This is a genomic window from Zestomonas ipomoeae (assembly GCF_057128665.1).
Window position 1 is genome coordinate 1 of the sequence record NZ_JBSKHQ010000002.1, and the last position, 20,679, is coordinate 20,679.

The following is a 20,679-nucleotide window of genomic DNA, read 5'->3' on the forward strand; positions in this document are numbered from 1 at the left end:
CCAGCCTCCAGTCGAGTACGAGAAGGCAACCGCCTGAAATCCCCTATTCGGGTGTCCACTAAAACTTGACCACGACAGCGGATCGCCGCCCGGTGCAAAGAGAAAGTAACCAAAGAGAAAGCACACCCCGCATCCGGCCCCGGCTGCGCCGGGGTTCCCTCGCTACATCGTCGCTCCAGGGGTCCGGCCTAGGCGGCCCCAACCATCGCAGCTCTCGCGACATCCATGTCGCTCAGCCTACCCGGCCGGCCCCTTACACGACGATTCCGCTCGGCCTCCTGAGGGGACCCGAGTCCCGGCCCAGCCACTTGTGTACGAGCAAACAGACTTGAGCTGGCTTTTTTTAGCTTTTGCCGCAGGACTGCCAGGCGCGGACAAGTCCCCGTCAGGAGGCCGAGTGGAGGTACTGCGTAGGGGGACGAGCGACATGGATGTCGCGAGAGGCGTATTGGGCCAAGGATGGCCCTTGTACGCCGGCCCCCGGAGCAGTGCCGGAAGGAGGGGAGTCGAGCGAAGCGAGACCCGGATGCCGGGGTGCGCTTTCTTTTGCTTACTTTTCTTTGCGCAAACAAAGAAAAGTGAGGCGCCGGGAGGCGCAACCAGAGGCATCAGTGAAACTCGGCAAGCAGCCATGCCACCCAATGACCCGGCAATCACACCAGACAAACTTGCCAGTCCGGTGTCACGCTTGTCTTCCCCAAGCAAATGCGATGAATCAAAAACTCGCCCCCACAGCACTTGGTGTAGAGGCGAACTCATTCGCCTGGCGAGGCTTCTTGGATCAACGCTATCCCAACTGGAAACGCCCGGTGTTCTGCTCCAGCACCTGGCTGCCGCGGCGCAGTTGCTCGGCGGCGGCATTGACCGCCTGGGCGCCTTCGAGCAAGTGGCTGGCGGCCTGCTCGACCTGCTGGATGTTGCCGCTCACCTCGTCGGCGGTGGCGGCCTGTTGTTCTGCGGCGGTGGCGATCTGCGCCAGGCGGTCGCTGACCCGCTGCACCGACTCGGCGATGCCGGCCAGGTCCTCGCCCATCGCCAGCACGCTGCCGACATCGCCTTCGGCCTGGCGGAACGCGCTTTCCATCAGCTCCACCGCCTGGCCGACCACCGCTTGCAGGTCGCCGACGGTCTGGGCGATTTCCTTGGTCGATTCCTGGGTGCGCTGCGACAGGCTGCGCACCTCGTCGGCGACCACCGCGAAACCGCGGCCCTGCTCGCCGGCGCGGGCAGCCTCGATGGCGGCGTTGAGGGCGAGCAGGTTGGTCTGCTCGGCAATGCCCTTGATCACCTCGACGATGCGGTTGATCTGCTGGGTCTGTTCGCGCAGGTGCTGCAGGGTAGAGGCGGTGTCGCCCAGGCGCGCGCTCAGTTCACGCATGCTGGCGCTGGTGCGGGCGCTGCGCTGGTTGCTCTGCATGGCGATCTCGCGGGTCTGCCCGGCCTCGCTGGCCGCCTCTTCGCAGCTTTCCGCCACGCTCTGCGCAGTGGCGGCCATTTCGGTGGCGGCGGTGGCGATCTGGCTGACCTGACCCTGCTGCTGCTCCACCTCCAGCAGGGCGTCCTGGGCCTGGCCATTGAGCACCAGCACCGTATCGCCGAGTTGCTGGGTCTCCTGGCTGACCCCTTGCAGGGAGTCGCGCAGTTGCTCGACGGCGGCATTCAACGCCTCGCCGATGGCGGCCATTTCGTCCTGTCCGTGGGCTTCGGCCTGCACCCGCAGGTCGCCGGCGCGCAGCCCTTCGGCTACCGCGGTGATGCTGGCGGTGCTGCGCCGGATGGCGAAGTTCAGGCAGAACAGCACATACAGCGCCAGCAGGGTCAGCAGGCTGAAGGCGCCAATCACTTCGAGCATGTTGGCCAGTGCCTGGCTGCGATAGACGCCGAGACGGCGGGCGAACTCGGCATGCAGCGCCTGCTCGAAGCCGCGCAGGTCCTCCTCGACTTTGGCCACCGCCTTGACGAAGTCGTCGGTGGTCAGGGTCATCGGGTTGGCTTCGAACATGTCGCGGTCGATGCGCGCCAGGAATTCGTCAAGGCTCTTCATCGCCTTGGCGCTCGGCTGCTGCAACTGCGCGGCGACACGCGGCGCCTCCTTGCCCAGGGTGGTCTGCACCTTCAGCAGGTTGGCGCGGGACTCGTCCAGCGAGCGGCGCAGGTCACGGATCAGCACTCGGCTCTGCAAAGTGAAATGCTGCGAGAGCACCGCGCCATGGCCGTTGGCGGCGAAGGCGCCGAGCTGCTCGAACTGATGCGGCAGGGTATCGGTGAGCAGCTCCATCATCAGGTAGCTGTCGAGCCAGGGATCGAGGATCAGGCCGCTGTCGGTGGCCACCTGCTCGCGCAGCGCGAGCAACTGCAGCAGTACCTTTTGGTAACGTTCGAGCGCGTCCGGTAGCGCCTGCGAGCCCACCTGGGCGACGCTGACCTGCGCACGCATGGCCTGCAAAGCGGCGAACTGCTGTTGCGAGTGTTCGTTCATTTCCTCGACTTCGAGGCTGTCGGCAGCCCGTTGCAAGGCCTGGTCCAGTTCGCCGCCGCGTTTCTCCAGCAGCGCCTGGGCCTCCTTCTCGGTGCCCTTCCAGCGCGACAGCAACATCTGCTGCGCCAGCAGCTCCTGCTGCACACCACCCAGCGCCTGCACGACGCGCATGCCGCCGAGTTCGCGGTCGACGGTCTCCAGCCGGTCCAGGTAGGTACTGGTGATGATCCACAGCGCATAGCCCAGCGGCAGTACGAACAGCAGGAACACCAACTGAAACTTGCGCGCGTAGCTGAAACGCTCCAGCAGCCGCACGCCCGGCTTGAGAACTCCGGTCATAAAGACACCTCGACAATCCCCTGGGACGCCCAAGCGGGCGCAAAACAATGGCATCAAGCAAGAGCCGGACCAACCCTGCAGCAGGCTTGGCGAACCGATATCAGTCTAGATCATCGATAACTTCGGCCGCCCGGCGACGAACTTGAGATCGAAGTGACCTATCGGTCGAAGTGGGAGCCCTTGCCGGGCTCCAGTCCGCTCCAGAGTTCGTCGAGGTTGCGAAAGCCCCAGTCGCTCGGGCGCTCGCGGCCGACGATGCGCTCCTGGCCGTTGTGCCTGGCAAGGTCGACGATCTCCTGGGCGATCGGCGTGCCGCTGCGGGTGGAGAAGAACACCTTGACCCGTGGCGTCAGCAGCGACTGCCCATGCTGCTCCAGCACCACGCCCAGGCGCCCACTGGACAGCCGTACCAGCGAGCCGACCGGATAGATACCAACGGATTTGACGAAGGCCTGGAACACATGATCGTCGAAATGCCCGCTCCACTCGGCCATCTTGCGAATCGACTCGGCGGGGTCCCAGCCCTTCTTGTACGGGCGGTCCGAGGTGATCGCGTCGTACACGTCGCACACCGCGCCCATCCGGGCGAACAGGCTGATCTGCTCGCCCGCCAGGCGATGGGGATAGCCGCTGCCGTCGACCTTCTCGTGGTGGTGCAGGCACACGTCCAGCACCCGCGCGCTGACCTGCCGGCCCGCCTGCAGGATGCGCGCCCCGGCGAGGGGATGGTCGCGCATGGTGGCGAACTCGGCGTCGGTGAGCTTGCCCGGCTTGTTCAACACCTCCGGCGGCATCAGCATCTTGCCGACATCGTGCAGCAGGCCGGCGATGCCGGCGTCGCGCACGTCGTCCTCGTCGAGGTCGAGCTGGCGCGCCAGGGCGATCATCAGCGCGCAGACCGCCACCGAGTGCATGTAGGTGTATTCGTCGGAATTCTTCAGCCGGGCCAGGCTGATCAGTGCGTTGGGGTGGCGCAGCAAGGAGCCGGCGATCTCCTCCACCAGCTCGCCGACCTGGCCGGTGTCCACCACCTGGCCCATGCGCGCGTCCTGGAACATCGCCACCACCGCCGCCTTGGAACGCGCGCAGACCTTCTGCGCGCGCTCCAGCTCCTCGTCCAGGCTCACCTGCCGCGGCACCACGGGGGCGACCTGCGCGGCCAGCAGGCGCGCCTCGGTCTGCTGCTCGACCTGTTCCTCGCTCTCGCCGCCGCTGACATCCAGGCCCTTGGCGGTATCGATCCACAGCTCGCGAATGCCGCTATCGAGGATGCGCCGCAGGTCTTTGTCGCTGTTGAGCAGGAAGCTGGTCTTCCAGAACGGGTGTTCCATCCAGGACCCGCAGAATTCCTGGATGTACATGCCCAGACAGAGCTCGCTGACGGTAATGCGTTTGAGCACGGCACAGCCCACGGTTGCGATAGATAGCAGGAAAAGAATAGGCGATCCGCTGCGATATCAAAGCGCCACCCATGCAATATTCCCGACGCGCTACGGCTTGGTCCGCGGGCGCCGCTCTGCTTATGATGGCCGCGCCCGCGCTTAACAGGAGTTGCCATGCGCCGTCCGCTCACTGGCCTGTTGGTCATTCTGCTGCTTCTGCTCAATACCCTGGTGCTGATCGGCCCGATGCTGCTGATCGCCCTGTTCAAACTGATCCTGCCCGGCGAACGCCTGCGCGATCTCTGCTCGCGCGGGGTGATGTGGATCGCCGAGACCTGGGCGGAGATCGACAAGCTGATCTTCGCCACCCTGACCCCGACGGTCTGGGATATTCGCGGCGGCGCAGAGCTGCGCCAGGACACTTCCTACCTGGTGATCAGCAACCACCAGTCCTGGGTGGATATTCCCGCGCTGATCCAGGCATTCAACCGCAAGACGCCCTACTTCAAGTTCTTCCTGAAGAAGGAGTTGATCTGGGTGCCGTTCCTCGGCCTGGCCTTCTGGGCGCTGGACTACCCGTTCATGAAGCGCTACTCCAAGGCCTTCCTGGAGAAGCACCCGCAGCTCAAGGGCCAGGACCTGGAGATCACCAAGCGCGCCTGCGAGAAGTTCAAGCGCCTGCCGGTGACCATCGTCAACTACCTCGAAGGCACCCGCTTCACCCCGGCCAAGCAGGCCCAGCAAAGCTCGCCCTACCAGCACCTGCTCAAGCCCAAGGCCGGCGGCGTGGCCTTCGTGCTGGCGGCGCTGGGCGAACAGCTCGATGCGATCCTCGACGTCACCCTGGTCTATCCGCAGGGCCGCATGCCCGGCTTCTGGGATCTGGCCTGCGGGCGGGTGGCCAGAGTCATCGTCGACATCCGTACCCGCCCGCTGGACCCGGCGCTGTGGAGCGGGGACTACGAGAACGACCCGGAATTCCGCCAGTTCGTGCAGGGCTGGGTGTCGAAGCTATGGGAAGAGAAGGACGCGCGCATCGCGCAACTGCGCAGCGAAACGTAGGGCAGGTGCAACCCGCCAGGCCCTCGGCTGCGCGCGGAATCGAAGACGGCGGTGGGTTGTAGGGGCAAATTTATTCGCCTGACGGGGCTGCGTCTGGCGAATAAATTCGCCCCTACAGATGTCTGCCGGCACCCGCCGGGAATGTAGGGTGGGTTAGGCACGCATGGGCACGGAGTAACAGCGACACCGGGGCAGAGGCGTGCCGTAACCCACCATTGCGCGCCGGCTGGAGCGCCGCGGCGTCGGGTTACGCGGCGCTCAACCTGCTGGTTGCCTGCCAGCTTGTAGATTGCGCCGCTAACCCGACCTACCCGTCTGCTGCTTTTAGGCCGCGCTGAACGACTTGTGCGGGTCGATGACGAATTTCTTCGGCACCCCGGCATCGAACTCGCCGTAGCCCTTGGGCGCGTCGTCCAGGCTGATCACCTGCACGCCCACCACTTCGGCGATGTTGATGCGGTCCCACATGATCGCCTGCATCAACTGGCGGTTGTACTTCATTACCGGGGTCTGGCCGGTGTGGAAGCTGTGGGACTTGGCCCAGCCGAGGCCGAAGCGAATGCTCAGGCTGCCGATCTTCGCCGCCGCGTCCACCGCGCCCGGGTCTTCGGTGACGTAGAGACCGGGAATGCCGATCTTGCCGGCCACGCGGGTGACCTGCATCAGCGAGTTCAGCACGGTGGCCGGCGCTTCGTGCTGGGCGCCCTGGTGGCCGTGGCCGCGCGCCTCGAAGCCCACCGCGTCAACCGCGCAGTCCACTTCTGGCTCGCCCAGCAGGTTGGCGATCTGCTCGTGCAGCGGGGTGTCCTGGGAGAGGTCGGCGATCTCGAAGCCCACCGCCTTGGCATGGGCCAGGCGCACCGGGTTGACGTCGCCGACGATCACCACCGCGGCGCCGAGCAGGCGGGCGGACGCGGCGGCAGCCAGGCCAACCGGGCCGGCGCCGGCCACGTAGACGGTGCTGCCGGGGCCGACGCCGGCGGTGACCGCACCGTGGTAGCCGGTGGGCAGGATGTCCGACAGGCAGGTCAGGTCGCGGATCTTCTCCATCGCCCTATCCCGCTCCGGCAGTTTCAGCAGGTTGAAGTCGGCATAGGGCACCAGCACGTACTCGGCCTGGCCGCCGGTCCAGTCGCCCATGTCGACGTAGCCGTAGGCACCGCCGGCGCGGGCCGGGTTGACGGTGAGGCAGACGCCGGTGTGCATTTCCTTGCAACTGCGGCAGCGGCCGCAGGCAACGTTGAAGGGCACCGACACCAGGTCGCCGATCTTCAGGTTCTCGACGTCGCTGCCCTTTTCCACCACCTCGCCGGTGATCTCGTGGCCGAGCACCAGACCGACCTGGGCGGTGGTGCGGCCGCGCACCATGTGCTGGTCGGACCCGCAGATATTGGTGGAAACCACCTTGAGGATGACCCCGTGTTCGATCTTGCGACCGCGCGGGTCCTGCATTTTCGGATAGTCGATCTTCTGCACCTCGACCTTGCCCGCGCCGAGATAAACGACTCCACGATTACCAGACATGCGTTGTTCTCCATTGTTGTTGTAACGGAGGGGCAGGCGCCCCGTTTCGGGAACTGCTGTCGGCTTCGTTGCGAAGCGCCAAGGCGGCGCCAAAGGTGAATCGCGCTTTGCGGAGAGGTGGATTCCACCAGGCTCCATGTCCGGAGCTCCCGTCTCCCCCAGCGTCTCTCCCGGTGGGAGCGAGCTATCGTTGCTGCTTCTGTAGGGGCGAATTCATTCGCCTTGCTCGGCCACGTTGGGCGAATAAATTCGCCCCTACAACACCACGGTACGGCTGGCGTGGAGGAATACCCGGCGTTCGAGGAAGTAGCCGACCGCCTTGGCCAGGGTCAGGCATTCGATATCGCGGCCCTTGGCGATCAGGTCTTCCGGGTAATGGGCATGGTCCACCGGCTCGACGCCCTGGGCGATGATCGGGCCCTCGTCGAGGTGGTTGTTGATGAAGTGGGCGGTGGCGCCGACCAGCTTGACGCCCTTCTGGTACGCCTGGTGGTATGGCTTGGCGCCCTTGAAGCCGGGCAGCAGCGAGTGGTGGATATTGATCGCCCGGCCATCGAGCTTTTCGCACAGCTCGGGCGATAGCACCTGCATGTAGCGGGCGAGAATTACCAGCTCGGCGCCGGTGTCTTCCACCACCTGCATGACGCGACGCTCCTGCGCCGGTTTGTCCTGCGGGTCGAGCGGGAAGTGGTGGTAGGGAATGCCGTGCCAGCGCGCCAGGGGCTCCAGGTCCGGATGGTTGGAAACCACGGCAGTGATCTCCATCGGCAACTGGCCGATGCGCTGGCGGTAGAGCAGGTCGTTCAGGCAGTGGTCGGCCTTGGAGACCATGATCACCACCTTGGCCCGATAGCCCGGCGGGGTCAGCTCGGTGTGCATGCCGAACGGCTCGACGCGTTCGGCCAGGCCGGCGCGAAAGCTGGCCTCGTCGAAACCGTCCGGCTGGCGGAACTCGACACGGATGAAGAAGCGGCTGGCCAGGCGGTCGTCGAAGCTGTGGTGCTCGGTGACATAGCAGCCCTGCTCAAACAGGTAGCGCGTCACCACATCCACGGTGCCGAGCAGGCTCGGGCTGTGGGCGGTGAGGATCCAGGTGTCGGGGGTGCGGCTCATAACAGACTCCGATGATGTTTCCCCTCCCCCTTGAGAGAAGGGCAGGTGGAGAGGGGCGCCGGCTCAACGTGGCTCGCTCTTTCCCTCACCCCAACCCTCTCCCGAAGGGAGAGGGAGCTGCTCGCGTGTGTCTTCGGGCCGTAGGGTGGATGACGCTTTACCCATCCACCTTTGGCGCCCTCCGGTGGACGAAAAAAACGTCGTCCACCCTACCGCTTTCTTCCCTTGCCTCGCGGGGGGCGTCAGGCTTCGATCGCCAGGCCGAACTCGGCGCAGGCGTCCTGCAGCCACAGCCAGATGTAGTCGGCGAAGCTACGCCGCACCAGCAGTTCCCAGGTGTGCTCGCCGGTATGGCGGATCACCAGTTGGGTCTTGGCGAAGTTGCTGCCCACCGCCTTGCCCACCGGGAAGTTGTTCGGATGGACGTCATAGGAGGTGGACTTCATCAGCACCTCGCGCACCTTCTCGCCGGAGAGTTCCAGCAAGGTCTGGCCGCCGCTGACATTGACGACCGAATAGTGCAGCTCGCTGCCGAGCGCTTCGCGCAGGCGCCGCTCGGTGGCGAACTCCTCGCCACGCGGCACGATCAGCAGCCACTCGTCCGGCCCCATCCACTGCAACGAGGTGTTGCCGTCGGCCACCAGGCACAGCGCGGCAGGCAGTTCCAGGCCGAGGGCCTTGTGCACGCCGCCGGCGAAGGCCGGGTCCCTGGCGTCGCCGCGCAGGGTCAGGTGGCCGAGCAGTTTCTTCTCGCGCAGGCGGATGCCGGCATTGGCCGCGCCCTTGCCCACCAGCTCGGGCAGGCCGGCATGGTGCAGCGGCGATTGCCCTTCGAGGGTGTCCGGGCGTTGCTTGTAGACGTTCACTGCGGTCATGGGCTTTCTCTCATGCTGTTTCGTCGAGCGCCGCGGCGGCCTGCTTGAGGCCGCGCGGGTCCTGGGCCGGGGTCAGACGTTCTGCCGCTCGCCTTTCGGGTCGTAGAACACCGAGGAGACGATCTCCGCCTCGATCACACTGCCGTCGGCCAGGGGAGCGAACACCCGCTCGCCCATGCGTTTGAGGCCGCCCTTGACCACCGCCATGGCGAAGCTGTGGCCCATGGCCGCGCTCATGTAGCTGGAGGTGACGTGGCCGACCATATTCATCGGGATGCTCTGCTTGGGATCGAACACCAGCTGCGCGCCTTCCGGCAGGACTTTGCGCGGGTCGACCGGCTTGAGGCCGACCAGTTGCTTGCGATCTTCGCGCAGGCAGTCCTCGCGGTTCATGCCGCGCCAGCCGATCCAGGAGAACGGCTTGGTCCGGCCGACGCACCAGCCCATGTTGAGGTCGTCCGGGGTCACCGAGGCATCGGTGTCCTGGCCGACGATGATGAAACCCTTCTCGGCCCGCAGCACGTGCATGGTCTCGGTGCCGTAGGGGGTCAGGTCGAATTCCTTGCCCGCCTCGATCAATTGCTCCCACACCCCCAGGGCGTAGTCGGCCTGCACGTTCACCTCGTAGCTCAGCTCGCCGGTGAAGGAGATGCGGAACACCCGCGCCGGCACGCCGCCGACCAGGCCTTCCTTCCAGCTCATGAACGGGAAGGCGTCCTTATCGAGATCGATATCCGTCACCTTGGCCAGCAGCTTGCGGCTGTTGGGGCCGGACAGGGTCATGGTCGCCCAGTGGTCGGTGACCGAGGTGAAGTACACCTTCAGCTCCGGCCATTCGGTCTGGTGGTACAGCTCCAGCCACTGCAGCACGCGGGCGGCGCCGCCGGTGGTGGTGGTCATCAGGAAGTGGTTGTCGGCCAGGCAGGCGGTCACGCCGTCGTCGAAGACCATGCCGTCTTCCTTGCACATCAGGCCGTAGCGCGCCTTGCCCACGTCCAGCTTGGTCCAGGCGTTGGTGTAGACGCGGTTGAGGAATTCACGGGCGTCCGGGCCCTGGATGTCGATCTTGCCGAGGGTCGAGGCATCGAGGATGCCCACGCTGTTGCGCACCGCCAGGCACTCGCGGGCCACGGCGGCGTGCAGGTCCTCGCCATTCTTCGGGAAGTACCAGGGCCGCTTCCACTGGCCGACGTCCTCGAACTCGGCGCCATTGGCCACGTGCCAGCTCTGCATCGCGGTGTAGCGCTTGGGCTCGAACAGCGCCCCGCAGTGGCGACCGGCGACGGCGCCGAAAGTCACCGGGGTGTAGTTCGGGCGGAACATGGTGGTGCCCATTTCCGGAATGCTGATGCCCAGCGAACGGGCGGCGATGGCCAGGCCGTTGATGTTGCCCAGCTTGCCCTGGTCGGTGCCAAAGCCCAGCGCGGTGTAGCGCTTGACGTGCTCGACCGATTCGAAGCCCTCGCGGGTGGCCAGCTCGATGCCGGCGGCGGTGACGTCGTTCTGCAGGTCGACGAACTGCTTGGGCGCGCGCGCCGTGGGCTTGTCGTGGGGGACCTGGAACAGCGCGACGGCCGGCTCCTCGACGCGCTTCTCGGCGCGCGGCAACTCGCCGGTCACCGCCTTGAAGCCAGTCTCCGCGGCGGCCTTGGCGCCCGCCTCGAAGCCGTCGGCGATGACGTCGCCGAGCTTGAACACGCCGTTCACCGCACCGGCGTCGATGCGTTTCTGCAAACCGTTGCCAGGGCCGGGCACGAAGGCCAGCAGCTCTTCGCGCCATTCCGGGCGACCGCCGAGGTGCGACGCCAGGTGCACCACCGGGCTGTAGCCGCCGGAGCTGGCGACCAGGTCGCAGTCCAGCCACTCGCCGGGGCTGGTGACCTTCATCGCCAGCGGGTCGATGGCGGCGATGCGGGCGGCCTCGACGCGCTTGCTGCCGCGCACGTCGACCACCGAGCTGCCGGTGAGAATGCGCACGCCACGGGAACGCACGTCTTCCACCCAGCTGCCACGCGGGTTGCTGCGGGCATCGGCGATGGCGACCACGCTCAGGCCGGCGTCCAGCCAATCCAGTGCCACGCGGTAGGCGTAGTCGTTGTTGGTGGCCAGCACCAGCTTCTTGCCCGGCGCCACGCCGTAGCGGCGCACGTAGGTGGACACGGCGCCGGCCAGCATGTTGCCGGGCACGTCGTTGTTGGCATACACCAGCGGCCGCTCATGGGCGCCGGCGGCCAGCACCACCCGGCCGGCGCGCACGCGGTGCATGCGCTGGCGCGGTTGCGGGGCGGCGAAGGCGCCGAGCGGGGCGCGCTCGCCGAGGTGGTCGGTGAGGCGCTGGTGGATGGTGAGGAAGTTGTGGTCGTGGTAGCCGTTGACCGTGGCGCGCGGCAGCAGCGTCACTTCCGGCAAGGTTTGCAGCTCGGCGATGACGCTGGCCACCCACTCGCTGGCGGGTTTGCCGTCGAGGGTCTCGCGGGTATCCAGCAGGCTGCCGCCGAACTCTTCCTGTTCGTCGGCGAGGATCACCCGCGCGCCGCTGCGGCCGGCGGCCAGGGCGGCGGCCAGACCGGCCGGGCCGGCGCCGATCACCAGTACGTCGCAATGCTGGTTGAGGTGGTCGTAGATATCCGGGTCGTTTTCCAGCGGCGCGCGGCCGAGGCCGGCGGCCTTGCGAATGTACTTCTCGTAGGTCATCCACAGCGACGAGGGGTACATGAAGGTCTTGTAGTAGAAGCCGGGCGGCATCATTTTCCCGCCGACCTTGCCGAGAATGCCCATCAGGTCGTTGTCGACGCTCGGCCAGCCGTTGGTGCTGTTGGCCACCAGGCCGCCATACAGCGCCTGCTGGGTGGCACGCACGTTGGGGATCTGGGTCGCTTCGCGGGAGCCGATCTGCAGCACGGCATTCGGCTCTTCGGCGCCGGCAGCGACGATGCCGCGCGGGCGCGAGTACTTGAAGCTGCGGCCGATGATATCCACGCCATTGGCCAGCAGGGCCGACGCCAGGCTGTCACCGGCGAAGCCCTGGTAGCTCTGGCCGTTGAAGGTAAAGGTCAGCGGCTGGCCGCGATCGATGCGGCCACCACGGGACAGACGGTTGACCTGGCTCATGCCGTGACTCCTTGCGCTGCGGATTTCTTCTCGACGGCCGGAGCGGCGGTGATGCTGGGCTGCTCGCCGATCTTGTAGGTCTCGAGAATCTCGTAGCTGATGGTGTGGCGGGTGGCGTTGAAGTACTTGCGGCAGCCGGCCGCATGCAGCCACAGCTCGTGGTGCAGGCCGCGCGGGTTATCGCGGAAGAACAGGTAGTCGCCCCACTCCTCGTCGGAGCAGGCATTCGGGTCCAGCGGCCGCGGGATATGCGCCTGGCCGGCGGCGTTGAATTCCTCTTCGGAGCGCAGTTCCCCGCAGTGGGGGCAGAAGATGTGCAGCATGGTGGACCTCCGGTGAATCTTTTCTACCCGCTCGACGGATCGAGTGAGGCAATCCTGTCTCCCCTCTCCCTTCGGGAGAGGGGCCGGGAGAGAGGGGTACAGCCTGTGTTCCCCTCACCCCAATCCTCTCAGGAGAGGGGGCTGATCAGTGCGCCACCGCCGCGGCGCCGTGTTCGTCGATCAATGCACCCGTATGGAAACGCTCGATGGAGAACGGCTTGGCCAGTGGATGCATCTCGCCCTTGGCCAGGCTGGCGGCGAATACGTGGCCGGAGCCAGGGGTGGCCTTGAAGCCGCCGGTGCCCCAGCCGCAGTTGAAGAACAGGTTCTGCACCGGTGTCTTGGCGATGATCGGGCAGGCGTCCGGGCTGGTATCCACGATGCCGCCCCACTGCCGGTTCATGCGCACCCGCGAAAGGATCGGGAACATCTCGACGATGGCCTGCAGGGTGTGCTCGATGGTGCCGTAGGAGCCGCGCTGGCCGTAGCCGTTGTAGCCGTCGATGCCGGCGCCGATGACCAGGTCGCCCTTGTCCGATTGGCTGATGTAGCCGTGCACGGCGTTGGACATGATCACGCTGTCGATGATCGGCTTGATCGGCTCGGACACCAGCGCCTGCAACGGATGCGACTCGATCGGCAGGCGAAAGCCGGCGAGCTTGGCCATGTGTCCGGAGTTGCCGGCGGTGACCACGCCGACGCGCTTGGCGCCGATGAAGCCGCGATTGGTCTCGACACCGATCACCGCGCCATCCTGCTTGCGAAAGCCAATCACTTCAGTTTGTTGCAGCAGGTCGACGCCGGCGGCGTCGGCGGCGCGGGCATAGCCCCAGGCCACCGCGTCATGCCGGGCGACGCCGCCACGGCGCTGGATGGTCGCGCCCATCACCGGATAGCGGGTGTGCTTGCTGCAATCCAGGTAGGGAATCTCGGCGGCCACCTGCTCGGCGTTCAGCAGCTCGCCGTCGATGCCGTTGAGACGGTTCGCGCTGACCCGACGCTCGGCATCGCGCATGTCCTGCAGGGTGTGGCAGAGGTTGTAGACACCCCGCGGCGAGTACATGACGTTGTAGTTGAGGTCCTGGGAAAGGCCTTCCCACAGCTTCATGGCGTGCTCGTAGAGGTGCGCCGACTCGTCCCACAGGTAGTTGGAGCGCACGATGGTGGTGTTGCGCGCGGTGTTGCCGCCGCCCAGCCAGCCCTTCTCCACCACGGCGACGTTCTTCACGCCGAATTCCTTGGCCAGGTAGTAGGCGGTGGCCAGCCCGTGGCCGCCGCCGCCGACGATGATCACGTCGTACACCGGCTTGGGCGTCGGGTTGCGCCACATGCGCTGCCAGTTCTCGTGGTGGCTGAGCGAGTGCTTGAACAGGCCGAAGCCGGAATAACGTTGCATGTGGATGCTCCTAAAATCTGTTCCCCTCTCCCCTTGGGAGAGGGGCTAGGGGAGAGGGAAACCCCAGGCCAAATTCAACGAGGTGTTCCCTCATCCGCCCTTCGGGCACCTTCTCCCAAAGGGAGAAGGAAGAACGCTCAGCGATACACCGGGTAATCCGCACAGAGCCCGGCCGCCTGCCTGGCCACCTGCGCCTCGACATCGGCATCGCCGAGGTGGTCGAGGATGTCGCAGATCCAGCCGGCCAGCGCCGTGCACTGGGCTTCCTTGAAGCCGCGGGTGGTCACCGCCGGGGTACCGATGCGCAGGCCGGAGGTGACGAACGGCGACTGCGGGTCGTTGGGCACGGCGTTCTTGTTCACCGTGATGCCGGCGCGGCCGAGGGCGGCGTCGGCATCCTTGCCGGTCAGGCCCTGGCGAATCAGGCTGACCAGGAACAGGTGGTTGTCGGTGCCGCCGGAGACCACGTCGTAGCCGCGCTCGATGAACACCTTGGCCATCGCCTGGGCGTTCTTGATCACCTGCGCCTGGTAATCCTTGAAGCCCGGCTCCAGCGCTTCCTTGAAGCACACCGCCTTGGCGGCGATCACGTGCATCAGCGGGCCGCCCTGGGCGCCGGGGAACACTGCGGCGTTGAGCTTCTTCTCGATGTCGGGGTTGGCCTTGGCCAGGATCAATCCGCCACGCGGACCGCGCAGGGTCTTGTGGGTGGTGGTGGTGACCACGTCGGCGAAGGGGATCGGGTTGGGATACAGGCCGGCGGCGACCAGCCCGGCGACGTGGGCCATGTCGACGAACAGCAGCGCACCGACCTTGTCAGCGATGGCGCGGAAGCGCGGGAAATCGAGCGTCTTGGAATAGGCGGAGAAGCCGGCGACGATCATCTTCGGCTTGTGCTCCAGCGCCAGGCGCTCCACCTCGTCGTAGTCGATCAGCCCGGTAGCGGTATCGATGCCGTACTGCACGGCGTTGTACAGCTTGCCCGAGGACGACACCTTGGCGCCGTGGGTCAGGTGGCCGCCATGGGCCAGGCTCATGCCGAGGATGGTGTCGCCGGCATTGATCAGCGCCAGGTAGACGGCGCTGTTGGCCGAGGAGCCGGAGTGCGGCTGCACGTTGGCGTAGTCGGCGCCGAACAGTGCCTTGGCGCGATCGATGGCCAATTGCTCGACCACATCGACGTGCTCGCAGCCGCCGTAGTAGCGCTTGCCCGGATAGCCCTCGGCGTACTTGTTGGTCAGCCCGCTGCCCTGAGCCTGCATCACGCGCTTGCTGGTGTAGTTCTCCGAGGCGATCAGCTCGATGTGGTGCTCCTGGCGCGCCTCCTCGGCGTTCATCGCGGCGAGCAGTTCGTCGTCGTAGCCCTGGATCTGGTCTTGCTTGCTGAACATCGCGGGTCTCCCAGCAGCGGCGCGGCGCGCCATCCTGTCGACGAGGCGAGAGGGCCTCTTTGGATGCGATGGTAGGGCTGGGCTCGGTGGGTCAGATGCCTGGGCACGCCTTGGGAGAGTGCGTTTGCGACATGCGTGTTTGCGACACGCGCGATTGCCGCGACAGCCGCTGGGCGGCGTGCGGCAGGGCGGCGCCCGCCCCGGCAGGAGAAGCGCGGCGGGGCGGGACCGCCGGCGGGTTACTGGTTCAACAGCGACAGGCAGCCGCTGGACGCATCGACCAGTCGCTTTTGCATTTCCGGGGTGATGCTGGATTCCTTCTGCAAGCCCTGCATGTCGGCTTCGCTGAACTGCGCGCTGACCTTGTCGGCGGAACACTCGCAATAGGCCTTGGCAGCCTGCTCGCTGTGCTGGGTCTTGGCACTGGCCACGCATCCGTTGACGAATTCGCTCTTGGAATTCGCGGGCCATTCGGCCGCGCTGGCGGGCAGAGCCCCGGCGAAGGTCGCGAACATGGCAATCACTGGGAGATAGCGCATCGGGGAACTCCTCATGGCGGGATTGATCGGCCTCCGCCGCGCGGACGCCTAAAGCGTGTGAGCGGCCAAACACCCGCCGAGTTCCGCCACGGGCCCGTTACCCACAAGGGGCGTGGACAGCCCTGTGGATAAGCTGTCCATGGCCGGCTCTGGCCCAGCCCCTGCGCCGGCTCCCGGGAGTCGAACATTTTTTGAGCATTTTCAATAAGATAGAAATCCAGTTGCACACAGATGCTGTGCATCGCACTGTGGATAAGCTGTGCGCTCCCGGCGCCAGCCCAGGCAGGCCGCGAGGAGCGCCTGGGCGCGCGTTTTTTGTACGCCCGCTTCCCACTGTGTAAAAAATCCCGCACGAACGCGACGTAACGACCTAAAGTAGTGCATCCGCCCGGTCACGATCCGACCGGGCGACCGCCTTTGCAAGGAATTCGACAACATGAGCGATCAGACCCAACAGTTCGCCAGCGACAACTATTCGGGCATCTGCCCGGAAGCCTGGGCCGCCATGGCCCAGGCCAACCAGGGCCACCAGCGCGCCTATGGCGAGGACCAATGGACGGCGCGCGCCGCCGACCACTTCCGCGCACTGTTCGACAGCGACTGCGAAGTGTTCTTCGCCTTCAACGGCACCGCGGCCAATTCCCTGGCCCTCTCCGCCCTGTGCCAGAGCTACCACAGCGTGATCTGTTCGGAGACCGCCCACGTCGAGACCGACGAATGCGGCGCGCCGGAATTCTTCTCCAACGGCTCGAAGCTGCTGATCGCCCCCAGCCCGGACGGCAAGCTGACCCCGGACGCGGTGCGGCTGATCGCCAACAAGCGCCAGGACATCCACTACCCGAAACCGCGGGTGGTCACCCTGACCCAGGCCACCGAGGTCGGCAGCGTCTATCGCCCCGATGAGATCCGCGCCATCAGCGCCACCTGCCGCGAGCTGGGGCTGAACCTGCACATGGACGGTGCGCGCTTCGCCAACGCCTGCGCCTTCCTCGGCTGCTCGCCGGCCGAGCTGACCTGGAAGGCCGGGGTCGACGTGCTCTGCTTCGGCGGCACCAAGAACGGCATGGCGGTCGGCGAGGCCATCCTGTTCTTCAACAAGCAGCTCGCCGAGGACTTCGACTATCGCTGCAAGCAGGCCGGCCAGTTGGCTTCGAAGATGCGCTTTCTTTCCGCGCCCTGGGTCGGCCTGCTGGAAGGCGGCGCCTGGCTGCGCCACGCCGACCACGCCAACCGCTGCGCACGCCTGCTGGCCGAGCGGGTCGCCGACATTCCCGGCGTCAGCCTGATGTTCCCGGTGGAGGCCAACGGCGTGTTCCTGCAGATGTCCGAACCGGCACTGGAAGCCCTGCGCGCCCGCGGCTGGCGCTTCTATACCTTCATCGGCAACGGCGGTGCACGCTTCATGTGTTCCTGGGACACCGAGGTCGAACGCGTCGAGGAACTGGCGCGGGACATCCGCCTGGTGATGCAGCAGGCTTGATGCGCTGGGGCGGCAGAGGCCAGGCCGAGAGTTGGCTAAGAAAAGCACGCATCTGCACGCCCCTCCGGCCCGTCTCCCCGGCGAGGACCGGGAGCAGGCGCCACAGGCAACCTTCTGAGCTGCCAATCCTGGATACCGGCCTTCGCCGGTACGTCGGCGTAGAGGGTGGACGCCTGCGCAAGCTCACAAAGGACGACAAGCCACTCCGCCCATCCCCCACACCGCCTTTCCCAGCCCGTCGCCCCGGCAAAGGCCGGGGCCCAGGCGCCACGGGCAACTGCACTGCCAACCCTGGATACCGGCCTTCGCCGGTACGTCGGCGTAGAGGGTGGGCGCGGCGCAAGATCGCAAAAGACGGCAAGCCACTCCGCCCCCCGCCCTCCCAAGCCCGTCTCCCCGGCGAAGGCCGGGGCCCAGGCGCCACGGCCATACAGCCTGCACGGGCCCTGGATCAGCACCTGCGTGGTCTGCGGGCGCCACAGCGAGTGGCGCGCGCAGCCCTTCAGCCCAACGCGTTGCCTATACTGCCCTTAGCCAAGGCGAGCCGGTTCCGCCCGTGTGCCTGCCGCCCTTGCCGTCGCGGAGCCCTGCATGATCGTCCAGCGCCTGCTCATCCTTGCTCTTCTCGTCTCCGGCGGCGCCCGGGGCGAGGCGCCCGAGCTGACCTTCTGCTACGAAGACAAGGATTCCTACCCTTGGGTAATGACCGACGGCAGCGGGCTCAACCTGGAGCTGCTGGGCCTGGTGGAGCAGGCTCTGGGGCTGCAGGTACGCTATGTCGCCGCCCCCTGGAAGCGCTGCCTCGCCGGCCTGGAGCAGAACCTCTACGACGGCGCTTTCGCCTCCAGCTACAAGGCCGAGCGGCTGGTCATGGGCCGCTACCCGACCCATGCCGACGGCAGCCTGGATGACAGCAAGCGTCTGCACACCTCGGCCTATTCGCTGTACCGGCGCAGGGGCGACACGGTGGCCTGGGACGGCGAGCAGTTCCGCCACCTGCATGGCCGCATCGGCTCGCTCAGCGGCTTTTCCATCGTCGATTTCCTGCACGACCACGGCGCCGACGTCGACGAAACCAGCCGCGATCCCCTGTCCCTGCTGCAGATGCTGCGCAGCCAGCGTATCGAAGCCGTCGCCCTGCAAAGCCTGCGCGCCGACTTCGTGCTGCAGGCGCATCCGGAGCTGGCGGCCGCCCTGGAGAAGACCGAGCCGCCGCTGGAAGACAAGCCCTACTACCTGATGCTGTCCAATGCGCTGGCACAGGACCGACCACGGCTCGCCCGCCGCATCTGGGCGGAGATCGAGCGCCAGCGCGAGTCGGAACGCTATCGCCAGCAGGTGAAAGCCTTCCTCGCCGGCCCGCACGACTAGTCCTGCCGGGCGGGTGAAGCCCGCAAAAGCCTCGCCCGGATGGGGTTGCGCCCGCCCTGGGTCAAGCTGCCTTGCTCCACGCGGAACCTACGGCCGACCGGCAGCGGTCTACTCTTCTTTATGCAGCCCAGCCTGCCATGGAGGTGTCCCGTGTCCCTCGACCACGATCAGTTCGAAAGCCTGCTGCAACAGGCCCTGGAGCATGCCGAACAGGCCGCCGCGCGCAATGAGCCGGAACGCTACCGCGAGGCCTTCCTGGCCACTTTCCAGGCCATGCGCCTGCTCGCCCGGGACAGCGGTGCCTGGCGCGAGATGGTGGTCAGGGCCACCGAGGAATACGAAGGCGACGAGGGGATCTGAAGGGCTCAGAGCTCGGGGGACAGGCTCTCTTCACGCACGTCGTCGCTGACCACCCGATAGCCGGTCTGGCGGAACTCCTGCAGGTAGCGCTCGACGGTGCCGGCGGCGACCATGCCGCGCAGTGCCCGATTGAAGCGCTGTACGCGCTCGGCACTGGCCTCCAGCCGCTTGGGGAACAACAGGTGCATGCTGGTCAGCGACTTGAGCGGCTTGACGTGATGGCGCACTTCAGCGGCTTGCCGGTCGGGAAACAGGTCGGCCAGTTGGGCATAGCCGACGTAGATGTCCTGCGGCAGCACGTCGATGCGCCCGGCCATCAGCTTGCGCCAGTTCAGCTCGTCGGAAGACACCCATTCGATATTCAGCCGCCCCTCGCGGCCGGCCTCGAGAAACTCATCGCCATAGTTATAGGAGCTGGTGCCGCCGATCTTGTAGCGGCGCAGGTCGTCGAGGGTGCGCCAGTCAAAGGGGGTGTCCTGCAGGTGGAAGAAGACGTAACCGTATTCGCCGACCGAATCGCTGTAGAGGAACTTCGCTTCGCGCTCGGGCTTGTGGCTCCAGATAAAAGTGCCGTCGACCTGGCCGCGCTCGCCCGCCAGCAATGCCCGCGGCCAGGGGAAATAGCGCAGCTCGACTTCATAGCCGGCCTCGCGCAGGGCCTCGCGGACAATGCGCGCGGTCAGCCCGTCGTATTGCAGCTGCGCCGAGACGTAAGGCGGCCAGTCGCCGGTGGCCAGCACCAGTCGCTCCGCCGAGGCCAGCGGTACATGGGCAAGCCAGAGGAGAGCCGGCAAAGCGACACGGGCAAGGCGAACGGCACGGAACATCCTGCGACTCCTACGGCTCGGCGCCCCGGCAGGGCAGGCCCGGCGACAGGTATCAGTGTAGCCCCCTCGCTCAGCGGGTCATCTTCTTGACGAACACCACGACGAACAGCGCCATGGTGAAGCTGCCGGTGAACGCCTCGAATGCCGCCAGCGCACGGGCCGCGCCGTGCGGCACCAGATCGCCATAGCCCAGGGTGGTGAAGGTGACCACGCTGAAATACACGCAGGACAGGAAATCCCGCAGGTGTCCGCCCACCCCCTGAGCCTGCCCCAATCCGATGGCATTGCCGCCATGGCTGATACCCAGCAGGAAAAAACTGCCGGCACAGAGCAGGATGAACGCCAGCGAAAACAGCACCACCCGCAGCGGCCGCTCGCCATAGCCGCAGAACAGGTCGACCAGCCAGGAGGTCAGGCGCGCCAGCGACCAGGCCGGCATCTGCAGGCGGCGCATGACCATTTCCCGGTGGAAGAAGCGCCCGGCCTGCTCGAACAGGCCGGCGCTCTCCAAATTCAGCCGCAGGTTGCGGTAGGTCTCCTCGGCCTGCTGCAGCAGGTCGAGCATCGCTTGCCGCTGCCCCGCCCGCCGGGCTTGCCGGGCCTGGGTTTCCTGCAGGATGTGCTCGCCCCAGAGCACGTTGTCCAGGCGCGCGCCATCCAGCCGCACGCCGAGCAGGTTCGCCTCGCGCAGGTCCGCGCAATGCAGGTTGGCGCCGCGCAGGTCGGCCTTCATCAGGGAGGCTGCGCGCAGGTCCACGGCGAACAGATGGGCGCCGCGCAGATCGGCACGGTAGAAGTCGCCATGGCGAAGGTCGTAGCCCTCGGCGCTGCCGCGGCGGACCAGGTCGATGCCGGCAAGGTCGCAGTGCTTGAGGCAAAAGCCGTGCATGGGCCCGCCCTCGCGGGCACGGGCTTGCAGGGCCGTACCGAGACCGGCGATGGCCGACTTGTCGAGCGCGGCGTCCTGCCAGAAGCTGTCCTCGAAGCGGGTTTCGTGCATGGCCGCAAACCTCTGCCACAGGCTTTGAGCGTAGCCCAGCATGGCCACCCGCAGGTGCCGTCGGGCGGACCCTGGCTTGCGTGCCCGGCCGCCGCCCGGTAGAACTG

Annotated in this window: 16 protein-coding genes; 4 read left to right on the forward strand and 12 right to left on the reverse strand. The window is 66.4% G+C overall.

The window, feature by feature from the left end; translation table 11 throughout:
* Nucleotides 1-787: 787 nt before the first annotated feature.
* Both ACWKV7_RS03660 and ACWKV7_RS03665 read right to left on the reverse strand, forming a co-directional pair.
* Nucleotides 788-2,818 (reverse strand): methyl-accepting chemotaxis protein, encoded by a 2,031-nt coding sequence (locus ACWKV7_RS03660; protein ID WP_483856286.1) that lies wholly within the window; start codon nucleotides 2,816-2,818, stop codon nucleotides 788-790.
* Nucleotides 2,819-2,976: 158 nt separating this feature from the next.
* Nucleotides 2,977-4,218: an HD-GYP domain-containing protein gene (locus tag ACWKV7_RS03665; protein WP_483856287.1), complete on the reverse strand. Its 1,242-nt coding sequence runs from the start codon at nucleotides 4,216-4,218 to the stop codon at nucleotides 2,977-2,979.
* Between the two features lie 156 nt (nucleotides 4,219-4,374).
* On the opposite strand from ACWKV7_RS03665, the gene ACWKV7_RS03670 reads away from it, so the two are divergent.
* Nucleotides 4,375-5,262, forward strand: a complete 888-nt coding sequence (locus ACWKV7_RS03670) for a 1-acylglycerol-3-phosphate O-acyltransferase, YihG family (RefSeq protein ID WP_483856288.1) — start codon at nucleotides 4,375-4,377, stop codon at nucleotides 5,260-5,262.
* A 324-nt stretch (nucleotides 5,263-5,586) separates the two neighbouring features.
* Here ACWKV7_RS03670 and fdhA read toward each other — a convergent pair whose 3' ends face one another.
* The 8 genes from fdhA to ACWKV7_RS03710 form a co-directional block, all read right to left on the reverse strand.
* Nucleotides 5,587-6,786 carry a formaldehyde dehydrogenase, glutathione-independent gene (gene fdhA / locus ACWKV7_RS03675; RefSeq protein ID WP_483856289.1) on the reverse strand — a complete coding sequence of 400 codons (1,200 nt, stop codon included), beginning with the start codon at nucleotides 6,784-6,786 and terminating at the stop codon, nucleotides 5,587-5,589.
* A 255-nt stretch (nucleotides 6,787-7,041) separates the two neighbouring features.
* Nucleotides 7,042-7,899 (reverse strand): formyltetrahydrofolate deformylase, encoded by an 858-nt coding sequence (gene purU / locus ACWKV7_RS03680; RefSeq protein ID WP_483856290.1) that lies wholly within the window; start codon nucleotides 7,897-7,899, stop codon nucleotides 7,042-7,044.
* A gap of 242 nt (nucleotides 7,900-8,141) precedes the next feature.
* Nucleotides 8,142-8,774 carry a sarcosine oxidase subunit gamma gene (locus tag ACWKV7_RS03685; protein WP_483856291.1) on the reverse strand — a complete coding sequence of 211 codons (633 nt, stop codon included), beginning with the start codon at nucleotides 8,772-8,774 and terminating at the stop codon, nucleotides 8,142-8,144.
* Nucleotides 8,775-8,846: 72 nt separating this feature from the next.
* Nucleotides 8,847-11,885 carry a sarcosine oxidase subunit alpha gene (locus ACWKV7_RS03690; protein WP_483856292.1) on the reverse strand — a complete coding sequence of 1,013 codons (3,039 nt, stop codon included), beginning with the start codon at nucleotides 11,883-11,885 and terminating at the stop codon, nucleotides 8,847-8,849.
* The gene (locus ACWKV7_RS03695; RefSeq protein ID WP_483856293.1) at nucleotides 11,882-12,208 is read right to left on the reverse strand and encodes a sarcosine oxidase subunit delta; all 327 of its coding nucleotides are present in this window, start codon (nucleotides 12,206-12,208) and stop codon (nucleotides 11,882-11,884) included. Before ACWKV7_RS03695 ends, ACWKV7_RS03690 begins: the two co-directional genes overlap by 4 nt.
* Nucleotides 12,209-12,353: 145 nt before the next feature.
* Nucleotides 12,354-13,604, reverse strand: coding sequence for a sarcosine oxidase subunit beta (locus ACWKV7_RS03700; RefSeq protein WP_483856294.1), 1,251 nt, complete (start codon nucleotides 13,602-13,604; stop codon nucleotides 12,354-12,356).
* Between the two features lie 137 nt (nucleotides 13,605-13,741).
* Nucleotides 13,742-14,995: a serine hydroxymethyltransferase gene (glyA, locus tag ACWKV7_RS03705; protein ID WP_483856295.1), complete on the reverse strand. Its 1,254-nt coding sequence runs from the start codon at nucleotides 14,993-14,995 to the stop codon at nucleotides 13,742-13,744.
* A 239-nt stretch (nucleotides 14,996-15,234) separates the two neighbouring features.
* Nucleotides 15,235-15,534, reverse strand: coding sequence for a hypothetical protein (locus ACWKV7_RS03710; RefSeq protein WP_483856296.1), 300 nt, complete (start codon nucleotides 15,532-15,534; stop codon nucleotides 15,235-15,237).
* 436 nt (nucleotides 15,535-15,970) lie between these two features.
* Between ACWKV7_RS03710 and ACWKV7_RS03715 the strand changes: the two genes are divergently transcribed.
* The 3 genes from ACWKV7_RS03715 to ACWKV7_RS03725 all read left to right on the forward strand — a co-directional run bounded on the left by ACWKV7_RS03715 (nucleotide 15,971) and on the right by ACWKV7_RS03725 (nucleotide 18,745).
* A complete protein-coding gene (locus ACWKV7_RS03715) occupies nucleotides 15,971-17,014 on the forward strand; it encodes a threonine aldolase family protein (protein WP_483856297.1) in 1,044 nt (347 codons plus the stop codon).
* Nucleotides 17,015-17,605: 591 nt separating this feature from the next.
* Nucleotides 17,606-18,385 (forward strand): substrate-binding periplasmic protein, encoded by a 780-nt coding sequence (locus tag ACWKV7_RS03720; RefSeq protein WP_483856298.1) that lies wholly within the window; start codon nucleotides 17,606-17,608, stop codon nucleotides 18,383-18,385.
* 150 nt (nucleotides 18,386-18,535) lie between these two features.
* The gene (locus tag ACWKV7_RS03725; RefSeq protein ID WP_483856299.1) at nucleotides 18,536-18,745 is read left to right on the forward strand and encodes a hypothetical protein; all 210 of its coding nucleotides are present in this window, start codon (nucleotides 18,536-18,538) and stop codon (nucleotides 18,743-18,745) included.
* A 5-nt stretch (nucleotides 18,746-18,750) separates the two neighbouring features.
* Here the strand turns inward: ACWKV7_RS03725 and ACWKV7_RS03730 are convergent, their stop codons facing one another.
* Entirely contained in the window at nucleotides 18,751-19,572 is an 822-nt protein-coding gene (locus ACWKV7_RS03730; protein ID WP_483856300.1) for a substrate-binding periplasmic protein, read from the reverse strand.
* Between the two features lie 70 nt (nucleotides 19,573-19,642).
* Nucleotides 19,643-20,572, reverse strand: coding sequence for an ion channel (locus tag ACWKV7_RS03735; protein WP_483856301.1), 930 nt, complete (start codon nucleotides 20,570-20,572; stop codon nucleotides 19,643-19,645).
* Nucleotides 20,573-20,679: the final 107 nt, after the last annotated feature.